This is a genomic window from Ectopseudomonas khazarica (assembly GCF_017915135.1).
GTDB classification, from domain to species: Bacteria; Pseudomonadota; Gammaproteobacteria; order Pseudomonadales; family Pseudomonadaceae; genus Aquipseudomonas; species Aquipseudomonas khazarica.
In genome coordinates this window covers 89365-104239 of record NZ_CP068551.1, presented here as the reverse complement: position 1 = coordinate 104239, position 14875 = coordinate 89365, and the positions used below count along the sequence as shown (strand labels likewise).

Sequence of the window (14875 nt, the reverse complement as noted above, 5' to 3'; positions counted from 1 at the left end):
TGCTAGGCGGGATATTGGTCTGCTGTAAGATCCATTACCGATCATTTCCATGGAGCCAATCAGCCGCCATGAAGCCTTCCGCACCGCTGTCGTTCGACCTCTCCGGCATCCAGCTGCAGGCTGGCCGTGGCCTGGCGCGCCAGCTCTACCAGGCGCTGCGCGAGCGCATCCTCGATGGTCGCCTGGCGGGCGGCACGCGCCTGCCGGCCAGCCGCGAGCTGGCGACATTGCTGGGCATTTCCCGCAACACCGTGACGCGCGCGCTCGATCAACTGTATGCCGAAGGCTACGTGGCCGGGCGCGTGGGCGACGGCACCTACGTCGCCGAACTCGAGGCGCGCCGCCCGGCACCGCCACCGAGCGCCAGCGCGCTGCCTTGCAACCCGGTCCTGCAGCGCTTGCAGAGCCATCATCTGGCAGTGCCGCCCAGCGGTGCGCCACGCGCCTTTCGCATCGGCGTCCCGGCGTTCGACCTGTTCCCCTTCGACATCTGGGCACGCCTGCACGCACGCTTCTGGCGCAAGCCCGCGCTGGCTCGCCTGGGCTACGGCGACCCGGCCGGCGACCTGGAACTGCGCCAGCTGATCGCCGCCTACCTGCGCACCGGTCGCGGCCTGGACTGCGACCCGCAGCAGATCGTCATCACCTGCGGCGCCCAGCAGGCCATCAGCCTCTGCGCCCAGCTGCTGGTGCAGGCGGGTGACCGGGTCGCACTGGAGAACCCCGGCTACCGCGCCGCCGGCCATGCCTTCGCCCTGGCCGGCGCGCAACTGCAGGGCGTGACGGTGGACGACGACGGTCTGCAGGTCGCGGCCCTGCAACGCATCGACGACTGCCGTCTGGTCTACCTGACCCCGTCGCACCAGTACCCGACAGGCGTGACCCTGTCGCTTGCCCGGCGCCTGGAGCTGCTGGAGTGGGCCAAGCGCGAGGACGCCTGGATCATCGAGGACGACTACGACGGCGAGTACCGCTACAGCGGCACGCCCCTGGCGCCGCTGGCAGCCCTGGATCGCCAGCAGCGGGTGATCTACATCGGCACCTTCGGCAAGCTGGCCTTCCCCGCGCTGCGCCTGGGCTACATGGTGCTGCCTGCGGCACTGGCGGAACCCTTCGCCCGTTGCCGGGCACTGGACATGCGCCACTCCGAAGTCGGCACCCAGGCGGTGATGGCCGAGTTCATCGCCGCCGGGCACTTCCAGCGGCACGTGCGGCGCATGCGCCAGGCCGCCCGGGCGCGTCGCGATGCGCTGCTGCAGGCCTGGCCGCACACGCTGCCCGGCTGTGCGCCGCTGCCGCAGGTGAACGCCGGGCTGCACCTGTGCGTACGGGTCGCCAGCCTGATGCGCGAGCGCGAGTTGCTGGGTGCGGCGCACGCCGCCGGGGTGGAGATGAACGGGCTGAGCGGCTACTGGCTGGAGGACAGCCGGGAACCCGACGATGAGCGCGCCGGCCTGGTGCTGGGCTTTGCCGCCGTGCCCGAGGCGCAGATCGTCGACGCCGTGGCGCGCCTCAGGCAGGCCTGGCGCTTGTAGAGCACCAGGCCAGCACGCTGCGTTCCACTGCTGCGCTGTTTCGCAGCAGCGGATTTATCCGCGATTAGTGGCGCGGGCCATCCTCACAGCCCCGCGAATCGGGTCGTTCCCGCAGACCCAGGGCCTTGCGCTGCAACTGCAGCCCAGGCGCTGGGTCGCGGCTGGAGCGCCTCGCACAGAGTTCGCAGGCAAAAAAAGGGATGGCCTGGGCCATCCCTGAAGGGTGAGGCTGGTGAGGCCTCCTATGAAATCGTAAGCGCCAGGTTGTGGATAACCTGACGCCGAAGAACATCAAGCCTCGTTGTCGCTGTTGTAGACGTCGCGATCCAGTTCGTTCTCGCTGCGCGCGACCAGGGCGGTGGTCATCAGGTCGCCCGTGACGTTCACCGTGGTGCGGGCCATGTCGAGGATGCGGTCGATCCCCGCGATCAGCGCCACGCCTTCCAGCGGCAGGCCCACGGAACTCAGCACCAGGCCGAGCATGATCAGGCCCGCGCCGGGGATGCCGGCGGTGCCCACCGAGGCCAGGGTCGCGGTGAGGATGATCATCAGGTACTGGCCGGCACTCAGGTCGATGCCGAAGGCCTGGGCGATGAACAGCGCCAGCACGCCCTGGTAGATCGCGGTGCCGTCCATGTTGATGGTGGCGCCCACCGGCAGCACGAAACCGGCCACGCCTTGGGATACACCGAGGTTCTTGCGCGCGCACTCGATGGACACCGGCAGCGTGCCGGAACTGCTCGAGGTGCTGAAGGCCACCGCCAGCGCCGGTGCGATGCCACGGAAGAAACGCAGCGGGCTGAGGCGCGCCAGGCCACCGATCAGGCTGCCGTAGACCAGCAGCATATGGGCGATGCTGGCCAGGTAGATCACACCGATCACACCGGCCAGGGGCAGCAGCACCTCGATGCCGTGGGAAGCCACCACCCCGGCGATCAGCGCGAACACGCCGATGGGCGCGAAGCGCATCACCAGGTCGGTGAGCTTGTAGAGCACCTCGGCCAGGCTGTCGAACAGGCGCATCGCCGGTGCGGCCTTCTCGCCGACCAGGTTCATGCTCACGCCCAGGGCGATGGCGAAGACGATGATCTGCAGGATGTTGCCTTCGGCGAAGGCGGTCACCGGGTTGGTCGGCACCAGGCCCACCAGGATCTGCACCAGCGACGGCGCCTGCTTGGCCTCTGCGCTGCCGCTGGCGACCATGTGCATGCCCTCGCCGGGGCTGAACAGGGTGCCGAACGCCAGGCCGATGCTCACCGCGAAGGCGGTGGTGATCAGGTAGATGGCGATGGTCTTGACGCTGATGCGGCCGAGCTTGGCGCTGTCGCTCATGGCGGTGATGCCCGCCACCAGCGAGATGAACACCAGCGGCACGATGAGCATCTTGATCGCGTTGAGGAACAGCGCGCCGACCGGGGCCAGCGCCAATGCACCCGGCTTGTACAGCATGCCGACGACGACGCCGAGTACCAGGCCGACGAGAATCTGCTGCCACAGCGGCACGCGCGCAAGGAGAGAGGGGGAAGCGGTGTTGCTTTGACTCATGTGGTTGTCACCCGGATTGTCATTGTTGTGGGGTCGTCTGCCCGACCTCGGGCACTGCCTGCCGGCAGGCCACGGGGCAGAAAGAAACGCGCCGCACTCGAATGAGTGCGGCGCCTATGTTGCCGGTCGAATCAGCTCTGCAGCGGTACCAGGCGCGGAGCGATCATGTTCTCCGGGCGCAGGATGTCGGCCAGGGTGGCCTCGTCGAGCAACTGCTCTTCACGCACCAGTTCCAGCACACCGCGACCGCTCTCCAAAGCGACCTTGGCGATGCGGGTGGCGTTCTCGTAGCCGATGTAGGGGTTGAGCGCGGTGATCAGGCCGATGGAGTTCTCCATCAGTGCACGGCAATGCGCCTCGTTGGCGGTGATGCCGTCGATGCACAGCTCGCGCAGCATATCCATGGCGCGGGTCAGCAGGCGGATCGAGTCGAAGATCTTGTAGGCGATCAGCGGCTCCATGACGTTCAGCTGCAGCTGGCCACCCTCGGCCGCCATGGTCAGTGCCAGGTCGTTGCCGATCACTTCGAAGGCCACCTGATTGACCGCCTCCGGGATCACCGGGTTGACCTTGCCCGGCATGATCGAGCTACCCGGCTGGCGAGCCGGCAGGTTGATCTCGTTGATGCCGGTGCGCGGGCCGCTGGAGAGCAGGCGCAGGTCGTTGCAGATCTTCGACAGCTTCACCGCAGTGCGCTTGAGCATGCCGGAGAACAGCACGAAGGCGCCCATGTCGCTGGTGGCCTCGATCAGGTCGGCGGCCGGCTTGACCGGATGACCACTGATCACGCCCAGGCGCTTGACCGCCAGGGCCTGGTATTTCGGGTCGGCATTGATGCCGGTGCCGATCGCGGTGCCGCCCAGGTTGACCTCGTGCAGCAGGGTCGGGGCGAGCATCTTCAGGTGCTGCAGGTCTTCGCCCAGGGTGGTGGCGAAGGCATGGAACTCCTGGCCGAGGGTCATCGGCACGGCGTCCTGCAACTGGGTGCGACCCATTTTCAGCACATGGCCGAACTCCAGGCCCTTGGCCGCCAGCGACTGGATCAGCTTGTCCAGGGCGTTGAGCAGGCTCTCGTGACCCAACAGCAGGCCCAGACGGATGGCAGTGGGGTAGGCGTCGTTGGTCGACTGCGCCATGTTCACGTCGTTGTTCGGGTGCAGGTGCTGGTACTGGCCCTTCTCATGGCCCATGGCTTCCAGGGCGATGTTGGCGATGACCTCGTTGGCGTTCATGTTGGTCGAGGTACCGGCACCGCCCTGGATCATGTCGACCACGAACTGGTCGTGGAACTCGCCCTGGATGATGCGGGCACAGGCGGTGCTGATCGCCGTGTGCTTGGCCGCGCTGAGGTGGCCCAGCTCGCGGTTGGCATCGGCCGACGCCTGCTTGACCATGGCCAGGCCGATCACCAGTTTCGGGTAGTGCGACAGCGTCACCCCGGACAGGCGGAAGTTCTGCACGGCACGCAGGGTCTGGACGCCGTAGTAGGCATCAGCGGGGACTTCGAGGGTGCCGAGCAGGTCTTTTTCGACGCGAACAGATGCAGCAGAGGACATGATAGCGATGACTCTTGGGAAATACGGCGAGTGCCGCGATGCCCATAGAATATGGCCTCATGCCGTCTTGCGACCAATGCCGTTGCTTGCTGCCCTATGCACAATCGGCATAATGTCGACGTGACGTTCGCTGCACTCGCAACGTATGAGCCCAGGGTGGACGACGCTTCGCCTGCACAACCTCGCCCGGCAACGGAGACGCGATGAATCTGGAAACCAAATGGCTGGAGGACTTCATCGTCCTGGCCGCCACCCGCAGCTTCTCCCAGGCCGCCGCCAAGCGCTTCGTCACGCAGCCGGCCTTCAGCCGGCGCATCCGCAGCCTGGAGGCCATGCTCGGACTGACCCTGGTCGACCGCTCCTGCACCCCCATCGAACTGACCGAGTCGGGCCGTCTGTTCCTGGTCACCGCGCGCAGCCTGGTGGAACAACTCGGCGAGGTGGTGCGCCATCTGCACAATCTGGAGGGGCAGCGCGGCGAGGTACTGTCGATCGCCGCGGCGCACTCGCTGACCCTGGGTTTCTTCCCCGAATGGATCGCCCGCCTGCGCCGTGAAGGGCTGCCGCTGACCACCCGGCTGGTGGCCACCAACGTCGGTGAAGCGGTGCACTCGCTGCGCGAGGGGGCCTGCGACCTGATCCTCGCCTACTACGACCCTGACGCGGCCCTGCAGATGGACCCGGAGATCTTTCCCTCGCTGCACCTGGGTGCTACCTCGATGCTGCCGGTCTGCGCGGTGAACGAGGCCGGCGCGCCGCTGTTCGACCTCGACGCCGGGCAAAGCGTACCGCTGCTGGCCTACAGCGCCGGCGCCTTCCTCGGCCGCTCGGTCAACCTGCTGCTGCGCCAGCGCGCCCTGCGCTCGACCACCGTGTACGAGACCGCCATGGCCGACAGCCTGAAGAGCATGGCCCTGCAGGGCATGGGCGTGGCCTGGGTGCCACGCCTGTCGGTGACCGCCGAGCTGGCGCGTGGCGAGCTGGCCATCTGCGGTGGCGAACACTGGCAGATCCCCCTGGAAATCCGCCTGTACCGCTGCGCCCTGGTGCGCAAGGCGGCGGTACGCTTGCTCTGGCGCAAGCTGGAGACGGGGGAGCCGGCGCGTGCATGAGGACGCCGAACAACGCGCCCTGGCCGACGTCAGGACTGACCGACCACGACCTCGCTGATCTGCATGATCGGCACCAGGTCGGTGTAGTTGGCGATGTCCGCGAGAATCTCCTGCGCATGCGGCGCGAATCCGGCTTGAAAGGCTTCGACGGAGTCCGCATAGACATGACACATGCCGACGTAGGCGGGCGGATCATCGGGCGAGCCACCGGCCACCCCCTTGTCGACGGTGTAGAACAGGCAGGCATCGCCCATCCTGGCTTTCACCAGCGGCATGTGCGTGTCGCGGTAGTAGGCGTGGTCGAAACGCGCGCCCGGCTTGTAGGGATACATCACACTGACCTTGATCATCTGGCTCTCCTGAGTGCCTGCAGAACGCCACGGCGACATCGGCCTGGCGCGCAGGGAAAGATAGCTGAAGCAGAAGCTGGCAGACTGCTGCAGCACCCCCTTATCCACAGCTGACACGCGAGAGACGACGATGGCACCCACAAGACCCGGCCTGCGGCTCATCGCGGCGATGGAAGCCTGCAAAGGCCTCATCTCGCTCGTGGTCGCGCTTGGCCTGCATGAGCTGGCCGGGCGCAACCTGCAGCAGGTGGCCGAGGCGCTGGTCAGCCATGCGCATCTGAATCCTGCCAGTCACCTGCCTGGCATTTTCCTGCACGCGGTGAAGTCGCTGCCCGACATCGACCTGTCACTGCTGGCCATCGGTGCACTGGCCTACGCCGTCATCCGCCTGATCGAAGCCTATGGCCTGTGGAAAGGGCTGCTCTGGACGGAGTGGTTCGCCTTGGCCAGCGGAGCGATCTACCTGCCGTTCGAGGTCTACGAAATGCTGACCCGCAGCAGCGCCCTGAGCGCCGCCGTGTTCGTGCTCAACCTCCTCGTGGTCGGCTACATGGCGCGCGTGCTGCTGGTGCAGCGGGGGCAGGCCAGCCACCCGCGCTGACGTCCGGCACGACAGAGCGCACGGAATGCGTGCGCTCTGCGGGAGTGCCTTCAGCGAGTCACTTGCCCGACTTGATCGACGTCCAGGCGCGGGTGCGCACGCGCTCGATCTTCTGCGGCAGCGGCTGCACCACGTACAGCGACTTCTGCATCTCGGCGGTCGGTGTCAGGTCCTGGTCGGCGGCGATTTCCTCGCTCACCAGCTTCATGCCTGGCACGTTGGGGTTGGGGTAGCCGAGGAAGTCGCTGATCGGGGCGATGACCTGTGGATCGAGCAGGTGATTGATGAAGGCAAGCGCCTCATCCTTGTTCTGCGCGCTCTTGGGAATGGCCCAGGTGTCGAACCAGATCGGCGCGCCTTCCTTCGGCAGACGCCAGTTGATGACCACGCCGTTACCCGCCTCCTTGGCGCGGTTGGCGAACTGGTAGAAGCTGCCGGAGTAGCCGATGGCCACGCAGATGTCGCCGTTGGCGATGTCGGTCATGTACTTGGCGGAATGGAAGTAGGCCACGTACGGACGCACCTTCAGCAGCAGCTCGGTGACCTTGTCATAGTCGGCCGGATTGGTGCTGTTCGGGTCCAGGCCCAGGTAGTGCAGGGCGATGGGGATGATCTCGCTGGGCGAGTCGAGCATGGCGACGCCGCAGGACTTGAGCTTCTCCATGTACTCGGGCTTGAACACCAGGTCCCAGCTGTTCACCGGTGCATCCTCACCGAGGGCGGCCTTGACCTTGTCCGGGTTGTAGCCGATCAGCACGGTGCCGTACATGTAGGGCACGCCGAACTGGTTGCCCGGATCGTTCTTCTCCAGCAGCTTGAGCAGCACCGGGTCGAGGTTCTTCCAGTTGGGCAGCTTGGACTTGTCCAGCGGGGCGAATACGCCGGCCTTGATCTGGGTTTCGAGGAACTGGTTGGACGGGATAACCAGGTCATAGCCGGAGTTGCCGGTGAGCAGCTTGGCCTCCAGCGCCTCGTTGGTCTCGAAGGTGTCCCAGGTCAGCTGGATACCCGACTGCGCCTGGAAGTCCTTGGGCACGGACGGCAGGATGTAGTCCGCCCAGTTGTACACGCGCAGCTCCTTGGCCTGTACCGCACCGCTGAGCAAGGTGGCGCCGCACAGGGCGGCGCCGAGCATCTGTTTGATGGCTTTCATCGTTTCTCACCCCTGAAGTGTCGTTATTGGTCTTTGGGTAAGGTGGACGACGCTTTATCCGTGCACCGAGCGTATGGCGGTGGACGAAAAAAGCCTCGTCCACCCTACGCGCCTTCGAAACCTTCCAGCACGTTGACCGCGTTGACGCCGATGGCCTCGACCGCGTAGCCGCCTTCCATGATGAACAGCGTCGGCAGGCCGAGCGCGGCGATGCGCCGGCCCATGCTCAGGTAGTCCGGGCTGTCGAGCTTGAACTGCGAGATCGGGTCTTCCATGTAGGTGTCCACGCCGAGCGATACCACCAGCACCTCGGCGCCGTATTCGGCGATGCGCTGGCACGCCTGCTCCAGCGCCGCGCCCCAGGCCTCCCAGGAGCTGCCCATCGCCAGCGGGTAGTTGAAGTTGCAGCCTTCGCCCTCACCCTCGCCCAGCTCGTCGGCGTAACCGAGGAAGAACGGGAACTCCTCGGCGGGGTCGCCATGGATCGAGGTGAACAGCACGTCGCTGCGGCGATAGAAGATGTCCTGCGTGCCGTTGCCGTGGTGATAGTCGACATCGAGGATGGCCACCTTCCTGCGCCCCTGGTCGATGAAGGCCTGGGCGGCGATGGCGGCATTGTTCAGGTAGCAGTAGCCCCCCATCACGTCGGCGGCGGCGTGATGACCTGGCGGACGGCACAGGGCGAATGCAGCGCGGGCGCCAGCGGCGATCTCGGCCTGGGCGCTGAGGGCCACCTGGGCGGCGCTGTAGGCGGCCTGCCAGGTGCCGGCGGTGATCGGTGCGCCACCGTCGAAGCTGTAGTAGCCGAGCTGGCCATGCAGGTCACTGGGCATCATCGCGCGCAGGGTGCGGGCCGGCCAGGTGAACGGCAGCAGGTCACCCTTGCCGCCCTGTGCCTGCCAGCGCGCCCAGGCGCCCTGGAAGAAGTCGAGGTAGGGCTTGCTGTGGATGCGCTCGATCGGCGCCAGGCCAAAATCCCTGGGCGCATGGACATCGCCGAGCTGGCGGTCCCTGACACGCGCGAGGACATGATCGGCACGCTGCGGCTTCTCGAAGCAGGGCATCAGTTGCCCGTCGATCAGCTCGCACTTGCCGTGGTGCAGGTGGTGGTCGTCACTGTAGTACGTGAGCATGCAAAGCGCTCCAGGCCTGTTGTTGTGCCTGCATTGTTCGCTCACTCGCGCCGCATCGAGAACGCTGACAATGGCCAAAAGGGGATCGAAATGGCCAAATCTCGCTGTCACCGGGGACTGGTCGTTCCTCGCGCTGCGCGCAGGACGCTACGGCGGCCAGGCAGCGCAAACGGGGATACCTTGGCAGGTACGTCAGTGCCGAGGGCTTTCGCGGCTGAAGCCGCTCCTACGGAATCGAGCCGACCTGTGGCTCGGCGCGCTATGCGCGGAAACGGCTCGGCGGCACGCCGCTCCAGCGCTGGAAGGCATGGCGAAAGCTGGCGGTCTCGCTGAAGCCGAGCACCTCGGCTATCCGGTACACCGGCCACTGTTCTTCGCCGAGCAGGGCCTTGGCTCGTTCGAAGCGCAGCTCGTCGAGCAACCCCTGGTAGCTGGTGCCCAGCTCCTGGAGGTGACGACGCAGGGTGCGCGGCGAACAGTGCATCTGCTGCGCCAGGCTCTCCAGCCCCGGCGGCTCGGCCAGTTGCGCGGCAAGCAGCTGGCGCACCCGCTCCAGCCACGCCTGGCGGCTGCTGAACTCGGCATTCAGACGGCGGCAGCGCTCGACCATGTCACCGTGGGTGACGCTGTCAGCCAGCGGCAAACGGCGCTCCAGCAAGGCAGCGGGAAAGGCGAAGGCGTTGCGTTGCGCATCGAACCGCAACGGGCAGGGAAAACTGAGTGCATAGCGTGCCACGTAATCCGGCTGTGCATGGGTGAACTCGGCACCCTCGAGCGCGAGCGGCTGACCGAGCAGCTCGTCACCGATCAGCTTCAGCGAAGCCAGGCACATCTCCACGTTGAATACTTCCAGCGCCTCGGCATCGCGATAACCGCTGGCGCAGACCCAGGCCAGTTCACCCTCGACCTGCAACTCCAGGCGGAAGTAGGTGCCGAGCAGCGCCGGGTACTGCAACAGCAGGCGCCAGGCGTCACCAAAGGTGGCAGCCGACAATGCGGCGTAACCGAGCAGCCCATAGGAGGAAACATGCAGGCTGCGCCCCAACTCCAGGCCCATGTCGGCTCGCAGGGTCAGGGCATTGGCGCACACCTGCAGTTCCTGCACCCGTTTGATGCGTGCGTCCGGGCTGTCCAGATCGGCCGCACCAATGCCGCTTCCGGCCAGCAAGCGAGGGTGCAATTGCGGCTGCTCGGCGAAGCGTTGCAGAACCAGGGAAACGACGTGCAGGGTGGTCAGAGGAGCGTGCAGCATGATGCGTTCCGTGTGCGCAGACGAGCAAAGGAACGCAAGAAACATGCCGCGAGGCGGGCCGAAACCCGCCCGCGCCGGTCAGCGGTTACGCAGGATGGCGTTGATGAAGTCGCCCTGATTCGCTTCTTGCGGATGGGTGGCGGGTTGCCCGCCGGAGAACCGCTTCAATCGACCACCTGCTATTTGCGTTCAAACGCTGCGAGGCGTGCCTGCAAACCGTCTTTCTCCTGCTTCTGATAGAGCTCAAGCAGGTCGCTGGTCTTGAGCGAATTGGTCTTGCCCTCGTCATAGTGAAGTTCGAAGCCCTGGGTGTTCGGCAGATTCAGCAGGTAGCTCTCGCCGCCCCAGGCACGCCGCTTGTTCAGCAGGTTGTAGTCACGACCTTCGAGGCGGATGCGGTAGTCGCTTTGTTCGTTACCCAGCTCACGGATGTCGGTAAGGAACACCACTTCATTAAGCGGATGGTTGATGCCGCGCACCTGAACCAGCGCCTGCGTGCCGTCAGCCGACGGCGCCAGCGCCAGGCTTATGCCCTGGCCGGCATCGAATACCTGCGGATACTTGGCCAGCTCGACGGCCGAGACGTGTAGGGAAAGCACGAAAAGGGCAAGCAGTGAAACGTACTGTTTCATGGCGATACGTCCTTGTAGGAATGACAGGCGCACAGTATAGCCGCACCACTGGCGGTGATCTGTCCGCCCGTCTGCGCCCGCCCTGTAGGAGATCTGCCTATCCGACGCGGTTCTCAATCAGAACTGCAACACGATCCGCCCCTCGATCTGCCCACCGCGCATCTGCTCGAAGATGCCATTGATGTTGTCGAGTTTGTCGCTGTGCACCGTGGCCTTGACCAGGCCCTCGCCAGCGAAGTCCAGCGCCTCCTGCAGATCCGCTCGGGTGCCGACGATGGAACCGGTGATGCTGATGGCCTTGAGCACCACATCGAAGATCGGCGTCGGGAAATCGCCTGGTGGCAAGCCGACCAGCGCTACCGTGCCGTGCCGGCGGGCCATGCCGATGGCCTGGCCGAACGCCGCGTTGGACACGGCGGTGACCAGCACGCCATGGGCGCCGCCGATGTCGCGCTGCACCACCTCGGCCGGGTTCTCCTTGCGGGCGTTGATGGTCAGGCTGGCGCCCAGCTTGCGCGCCAGCTCCAGCTTGGCGTCGTCGACATCCACCGCGATCACATGCAGGCCCATGGCGCGGGCGTACTGCACGGCGACGTGGCCGAGGCCACCAATGCCGGAGATCGCCACCCACTGGCCGGGGCGTGCCTTGGTCTCCTTGAGGCCCTTGTACACCGTCACACCGGCGCAGAGGATCGGGGCGATCTCGAGGAAATCGACATTCTTCGGCAGGATGCCGACGTAGTTGGGGTCGGCCAGCACGTATTCGGCATAGCCACCGTTGATCGAATAACCGGTGTTCTGCTGGCTTTCGCAGAGGGTTTCCCAGCCGGTCAGGCAGTGTTCGCAGCAGCCACAGGCGGTGTACAGCCAGGGCACCCCGACGCGGTCGCCCTCCCTGACCCGCGTCACGCCACTGCCCACCGCCGCCACGTAACCAACCCCTTCGTGGCCGGGAATGAATGGCAGGCTGGGTTTTACCGGCCAGTCGCCTTCGGCGGCGTGCAGGTCGGTGTGGCACACACCCGAGGCCTCGATCTTCACCAGAATCTGCCCGGGGCCGGGCAGAGGGATCTTCACCTCCTCGATACGCAGCGGTTCGCCGAAGGCGTGGACGACTGCGGCTTTCATGGTCTGGTTCATGCGCTGTTCCTCTTCCATGCGAGTGTCTCGCCAGTGTGCGCGCCTGACGCCCACGGGCATTGCTCCAGAGCAAGGTTTAGGCGGTTTCCCCGAGGCGCCACGGCTGGCATGACAAACGGTCATGGCAACTGCCCGCCCGCCGTGGCTTTACGGTATACTGCGCGGCCTTCGGCCGGCAGCACCCGGCCAACCGAACATTCACAAGCCACGCTGGCCTGCCCGCGTGGCTTGTTGGTTTTTGACGCGCCCTGCGGGGCACACCTTTGACGCGCCGCGAGGCGCCCGAGATGAAGAGGCACGACGATGAGCGCACTGGTTGGCGTGATCATGGGCTCCAAGTCCGATTGGTCCACCCTTAGCCACACCGCCGAGATGCTGGACAAGCTGGGCATTCCCCACGAGGTCAAGGTGGTCTCTGCCCACCGCACCCCGGACCTGCTGTTCCAGTACGCCGAGGAAGCCGAAGCACGCGGTATCCAGGTGATCATCGCGGGTGCCGGCGGTGCGGCGCACCTGCCGGGCATGTGCGCGGCCAAGACCCACCTGCCGGTACTCGGCGTACCGGTGCAGTCGTCCATGCTCTCGGGCGTCGACTCGCTGCTGTCGATCGTGCAGATGCCGGCCGGTATTCCTGTCGCCACCCTGGCCATCGGCAAGGCGGGGGCAGTCAACGCGGCGCTGCTCGCAGCCAGCATCCTCGGTCACCAGCACCCGCAGTTCCACGCGGCGCTCAAGCAGTTCCGCGAGGAGCAGACCGAGACCGTATTGAGCAACCCGGACCCGCGCGAGGCCTGAAGTCCATTCCATCAGGGGCTGTGACACGGCGCCTTTGCACGCCGTCCGCTGCTCGGAATGCTCATTTACCGGCGTAAACTCCGCTTCCTGCGCTGCGGGCAGCGTTCAACTGCTTGGTCTCGCCACCTGCTAAAAAGGGGTTTTGTTATGAAAATCGGTGTGATCGGTGGCGGCCAGCTGGGCCGCATGATGGCGCTGGCGGGGACTCCGCTGGGCATGAACTTCGCCTTCCTCGACCCGGCGCCTGACGCCTGCGCCCAGGCACTCGGCGAGCACATCCGCGCCGACTACGGCGACCAGGACCACCTGCGCCAGCTGGCCGACGAAGTCGACCTGGTCACCTTCGAGTTCGAGAGCGTGCCAGCCGAGACCGTGGCCTTCCTCTCGCAGTTCGTGCCGGTCTACCCGAGCGCAGAAGCCCTGCGCGTAGCCCGTGACCGCTGGTTCGAGAAGTCGATGTTCAAGGACCTCGGCATTCCCACGCCGGAGTTCGCCGACATCCAGTCGCAGGCCGACCTGGACGCCGCCGTGGCCAGCATCGGCCTGCCGGCCGTGATGAAGACCCGTACCCTGGGCTACGACGGCAAGGGCCAGAAAGTCCTGCGCCAGCCCGAGGACGTGACCGGCGCCTTCGCCGAACTGGGCAGCGTGCCGTGCATCCTCGAAGGCTTCGTGCCCTTCACCGGCGAGGTTTCGCTGATCGCCGTGCGTGCCCGTGATGGCGAGACCCGTTTCTACCCGCTGGTGCACAACACCCACGACAGCGGCATTCTCGCCCTGTCCATCGCCAGCACCGACCACCCGCTGCAGAAGCTGGCCGAGGACTACGTCGGCCGCGTGCTGGACAAGCTCGACTACGTCGGCGTGCTGGCCTTCGAATTCTTCGAGGTGGACGGCGGCCTCAAGGCCAACGAGATCGCCCCGCGCGTGCACAACTCCGGGCACTGGACCATCGAGGGTGCCGAGTGCAGTCAGTTCGAGAACCACCTGCGCGCCGTCGCCGGCCTGCCGCTGGGCTCCACTGCCAAGCTGGGCGAGAGTGCCATGCTCAACTTCATTGGCGAAGTACCGCCGGTGGACAAGACCATCGCCATCGCCGACTGCCACCTGCACCACTACGGCAAGGCCTTCAAAGCCGGGCGCAAGGTCGGCCACGCCACCCTGCGCAGCGCCGATCGCGCCACGCTGGAGGCGCGCATCGCGGACGTTGAAGCGCTGATCGCCAAGCGCTGAGCGAGCATTTCGCAGCTAAGCTCTTGAACGACGGTGGTCGTTCAAGAGCCTCCCATGAAGTACCTCTTTTCCCTGCTGCCTCTGTTGTTCGCCCTGACCTGTGCCGGGGCTGAAGACGCATTGCGCGTCGACTTCCGCGAACGCCCACCGGAGATGCGCGCAGTCGATGGCATGCCCAGCGGCCCGCTGATCAGCGTGCTGGAGACCGCGGCCGGGCGCATCGGCGTAGACGTGCACTGGCGCCTGGCGCCCTTCCTGCGCAGCCTCGACGACCTGCGCTCGGGGCGTATCGACCTGGTACCACGCGTGCTGATGACCGAACCACGCAGCGAGTACATCCATTTCCTTCCGAGCATCGGCAGCCAGCAGCTAAACGTGCGCTTCATCGTGCGTCCCGGCAGGGAAGGCGAGCTGAACCGCTACGAAGACCTCCATCGACTGTCCGTGGGGGTCAAGCGCGGCACCGCCTACTTCGAGCCCTTCGACAGCGACGGTCAGCTCGATCGCGTCTACGCCAGCGACGATGCACAACTGGTCGCCATGTTCCGCGCCGACCGCCTCGACGCCATCGCCGTGCTCGACGCGATTCCGATGGAAACGCAGCTCCAGGCCATGAACTTTCACGACTACAGCTACGCGCACTACGCCCATCAGCAGACCCTGGACAACCACTTCGGCGCATCGCTGGCACGTTACCAGGGCGACCGACACGCACTCTACGACCGCCTCGCCGCCGAACTGGAGCGCATGCGCGCGGACGGCGAGATTGCACTGATCTACCGCCGCTATGGCGTTGCGCCACCCGATGAGGCGAACTGATTGCCCTGCCGGGCTGTCC

14 protein-coding genes are annotated in these 14875 nt (G+C 65.9%); 6 read left to right on the top strand and 8 right to left on the bottom strand.

Translation table 11 applies throughout. The features are described 5' to 3' along the window. Positions 1-68 precede the first annotated feature (68 nt). Positions 69-1535, top strand: a complete 1467-nt coding sequence (gene pdxR / locus JLK41_RS00495) for a MocR-like pyridoxine biosynthesis transcription factor PdxR (RefSeq protein ID WP_210390130.1) — start codon at positions 69-71, stop codon at positions 1533-1535. 291 nt (positions 1536-1826) lie between these two features. Here pdxR and JLK41_RS00490 read toward each other — a convergent pair whose 3' ends face one another. Both JLK41_RS00490 and JLK41_RS00485 read right to left on the bottom strand, forming a co-directional pair. After that, positions 1827-3080, bottom strand: a complete 1254-nt coding sequence (locus JLK41_RS00490; RefSeq protein WP_210390129.1) for a dicarboxylate/amino acid:cation symporter — start codon at positions 3078-3080, stop codon at positions 1827-1829. Positions 3081-3211: 131 nt separating this feature from the next. Continuing rightward, positions 3212-4636, bottom strand: a complete 1425-nt coding sequence (locus JLK41_RS00485) for an aspartate ammonia-lyase (RefSeq protein ID WP_037054020.1) — start codon at positions 4634-4636, stop codon at positions 3212-3214. Positions 4637-4839: 203 nt separating this feature from the next. On the opposite strand from JLK41_RS00485, the gene JLK41_RS00480 reads away from it, so the two are divergent. Further along, positions 4840-5748: a LysR substrate-binding domain-containing protein gene (locus JLK41_RS00480; RefSeq protein ID WP_037054022.1), complete on the top strand. Its 909-nt coding sequence runs from the start codon at positions 4840-4842 to the stop codon at positions 5746-5748. Positions 5749-5777: 29 nt separating this feature from the next. On the opposite strand, the gene JLK41_RS00475 is transcribed toward JLK41_RS00480, so the two are convergent. After that, positions 5778-6098, bottom strand: a complete 321-nt coding sequence (locus tag JLK41_RS00475; protein ID WP_047584351.1) for an EthD family reductase — start codon at positions 6096-6098, stop codon at positions 5778-5780. A 130-nt stretch (positions 6099-6228) separates the two neighbouring features. Here JLK41_RS00475 and JLK41_RS00470 point away from each other — a divergent pair, with 130 nt between their 5' ends. Continuing rightward, the gene (locus tag JLK41_RS00470; protein ID WP_037054027.1) at positions 6229-6699 is read left to right on the top strand and encodes a DUF2127 domain-containing protein; all 471 of its coding nucleotides are present in this window, start codon (positions 6229-6231) and stop codon (positions 6697-6699) included. A 58-nt stretch (positions 6700-6757) separates the two neighbouring features. On the opposite strand, the gene JLK41_RS00465 is transcribed toward JLK41_RS00470, so the two are convergent. From JLK41_RS00465 to adhP, 5 genes are all read right to left on the bottom strand, one after another. Further along, positions 6758-7852 (bottom strand): polyamine ABC transporter substrate-binding protein, encoded by a 1095-nt coding sequence (locus tag JLK41_RS00465; RefSeq protein WP_037054030.1) that lies wholly within the window; start codon positions 7850-7852, stop codon positions 6758-6760. Between the two features lie 104 nt (positions 7853-7956). Next, on the bottom strand, positions 7957-8985 hold the full coding sequence (locus JLK41_RS00460) for a histone deacetylase family protein (protein WP_210390128.1): 1029 nt from the start codon (positions 8983-8985) through the stop codon (positions 7957-7959). Positions 8986-9244: 259 nt separating this feature from the next. Continuing rightward, positions 9245-10237 carry an AraC family transcriptional regulator gene (locus tag JLK41_RS00455; protein ID WP_037054033.1) on the bottom strand — a complete coding sequence of 331 codons (993 nt, stop codon included), beginning with the start codon at positions 10235-10237 and terminating at the stop codon, positions 9245-9247. A gap of 179 nt (positions 10238-10416) precedes the next feature. Beyond that, complete coding sequence (locus JLK41_RS00450) at positions 10417-10869, bottom strand: hypothetical protein (RefSeq protein WP_047584354.1); 453 nt, start codon at positions 10867-10869, stop codon at positions 10417-10419. 117 nt (positions 10870-10986) lie between these two features. Beyond that, a complete protein-coding gene (adhP, locus tag JLK41_RS00445; protein WP_037054062.1) occupies positions 10987-12009 on the bottom strand; it encodes an alcohol dehydrogenase AdhP in 1023 nt (340 codons plus the stop codon). A 303-nt stretch (positions 12010-12312) separates the two neighbouring features. Between adhP and purE the strand changes: the two genes are divergently transcribed. From purE to JLK41_RS00430, 3 genes are all read left to right on the top strand, one after another. Further along, positions 12313-12804: a 5-(carboxyamino)imidazole ribonucleotide mutase gene (purE, locus tag JLK41_RS00440; RefSeq protein WP_037054038.1), complete on the top strand. Its 492-nt coding sequence runs from the start codon at positions 12313-12315 to the stop codon at positions 12802-12804. A gap of 147 nt (positions 12805-12951) precedes the next feature. Continuing rightward, complete coding sequence (locus JLK41_RS00435) at positions 12952-14037, top strand: 5-(carboxyamino)imidazole ribonucleotide synthase (protein ID WP_037054039.1); 1086 nt, start codon at positions 12952-12954, stop codon at positions 14035-14037. Positions 14038-14091: 54 nt separating this feature from the next. Next, positions 14092-14856, top strand: coding sequence for a substrate-binding periplasmic protein (locus tag JLK41_RS00430; RefSeq protein WP_210390127.1), 765 nt, complete (start codon positions 14092-14094; stop codon positions 14854-14856). Positions 14857-14875: the final 19 nt, after the last annotated feature.

Bases quoted from the DNA above. Each gene is read 5' to 3' on its own strand.
- pdxR (WP_210390130.1), top strand. From the start codon at position 69: ATGAAGCCTTCCGCACCGCTGTCGTTCGACCTCTCCGGCATCCAGCTG.
- JLK41_RS00490 (WP_210390129.1), bottom strand. From the start codon at position 3,080: ATGAGTCAAAGCAACACCGCTTCCCCCTCTCTCCTTGCGCGCGTGCCG.
- JLK41_RS00485 (WP_037054020.1), bottom strand. From the start codon at position 4,636: ATGTCCTCTGCTGCATCTGTTCGCGTCGAAAAAGACCTGCTCGGCACC.
- JLK41_RS00480 (WP_037054022.1), top strand. From the start codon at position 4,840: ATGAATCTGGAAACCAAATGGCTGGAGGACTTCATCGTCCTGGCCGCC.
- JLK41_RS00475 (WP_047584351.1), bottom strand. From the start codon at position 6,098: ATGATCAAGGTCAGTGTGATGTATCCCTACAAGCCGGGCGCGCGTTTC.
- JLK41_RS00470 (WP_037054027.1), top strand. From the start codon at position 6,229: ATGGCACCCACAAGACCCGGCCTGCGGCTCATCGCGGCGATGGAAGCC.
- JLK41_RS00465 (WP_037054030.1), bottom strand. From the start codon at position 7,852: ATGAAAGCCATCAAACAGATGCTCGGCGCCGCCCTGTGCGGCGCCACC.
- JLK41_RS00460 (WP_210390128.1), bottom strand. From the start codon at position 8,985: ATGCTCACGTACTACAGTGACGACCACCACCTGCACCACGGCAAGTGC.
- JLK41_RS00455 (WP_037054033.1), bottom strand. From the start codon at position 10,237: ATGCTGCACGCTCCTCTGACCACCCTGCACGTCGTTTCCCTGGTTCTG.
- JLK41_RS00450 (WP_047584354.1), bottom strand. From the start codon at position 10,869: ATGAAACAGTACGTTTCACTGCTTGCCCTTTTCGTGCTTTCCCTACAC.
- adhP (WP_037054062.1), bottom strand. From the start codon at position 12,009: ATGAACCAGACCATGAAAGCCGCAGTCGTCCACGCCTTCGGCGAACCG.
- purE (WP_037054038.1), top strand. From the start codon at position 12,313: ATGAGCGCACTGGTTGGCGTGATCATGGGCTCCAAGTCCGATTGGTCC.
- JLK41_RS00435 (WP_037054039.1), top strand. From the start codon at position 12,952: ATGAAAATCGGTGTGATCGGTGGCGGCCAGCTGGGCCGCATGATGGCG.
- JLK41_RS00430 (WP_210390127.1), top strand. From the start codon at position 14,092: ATGAAGTACCTCTTTTCCCTGCTGCCTCTGTTGTTCGCCCTGACCTGT.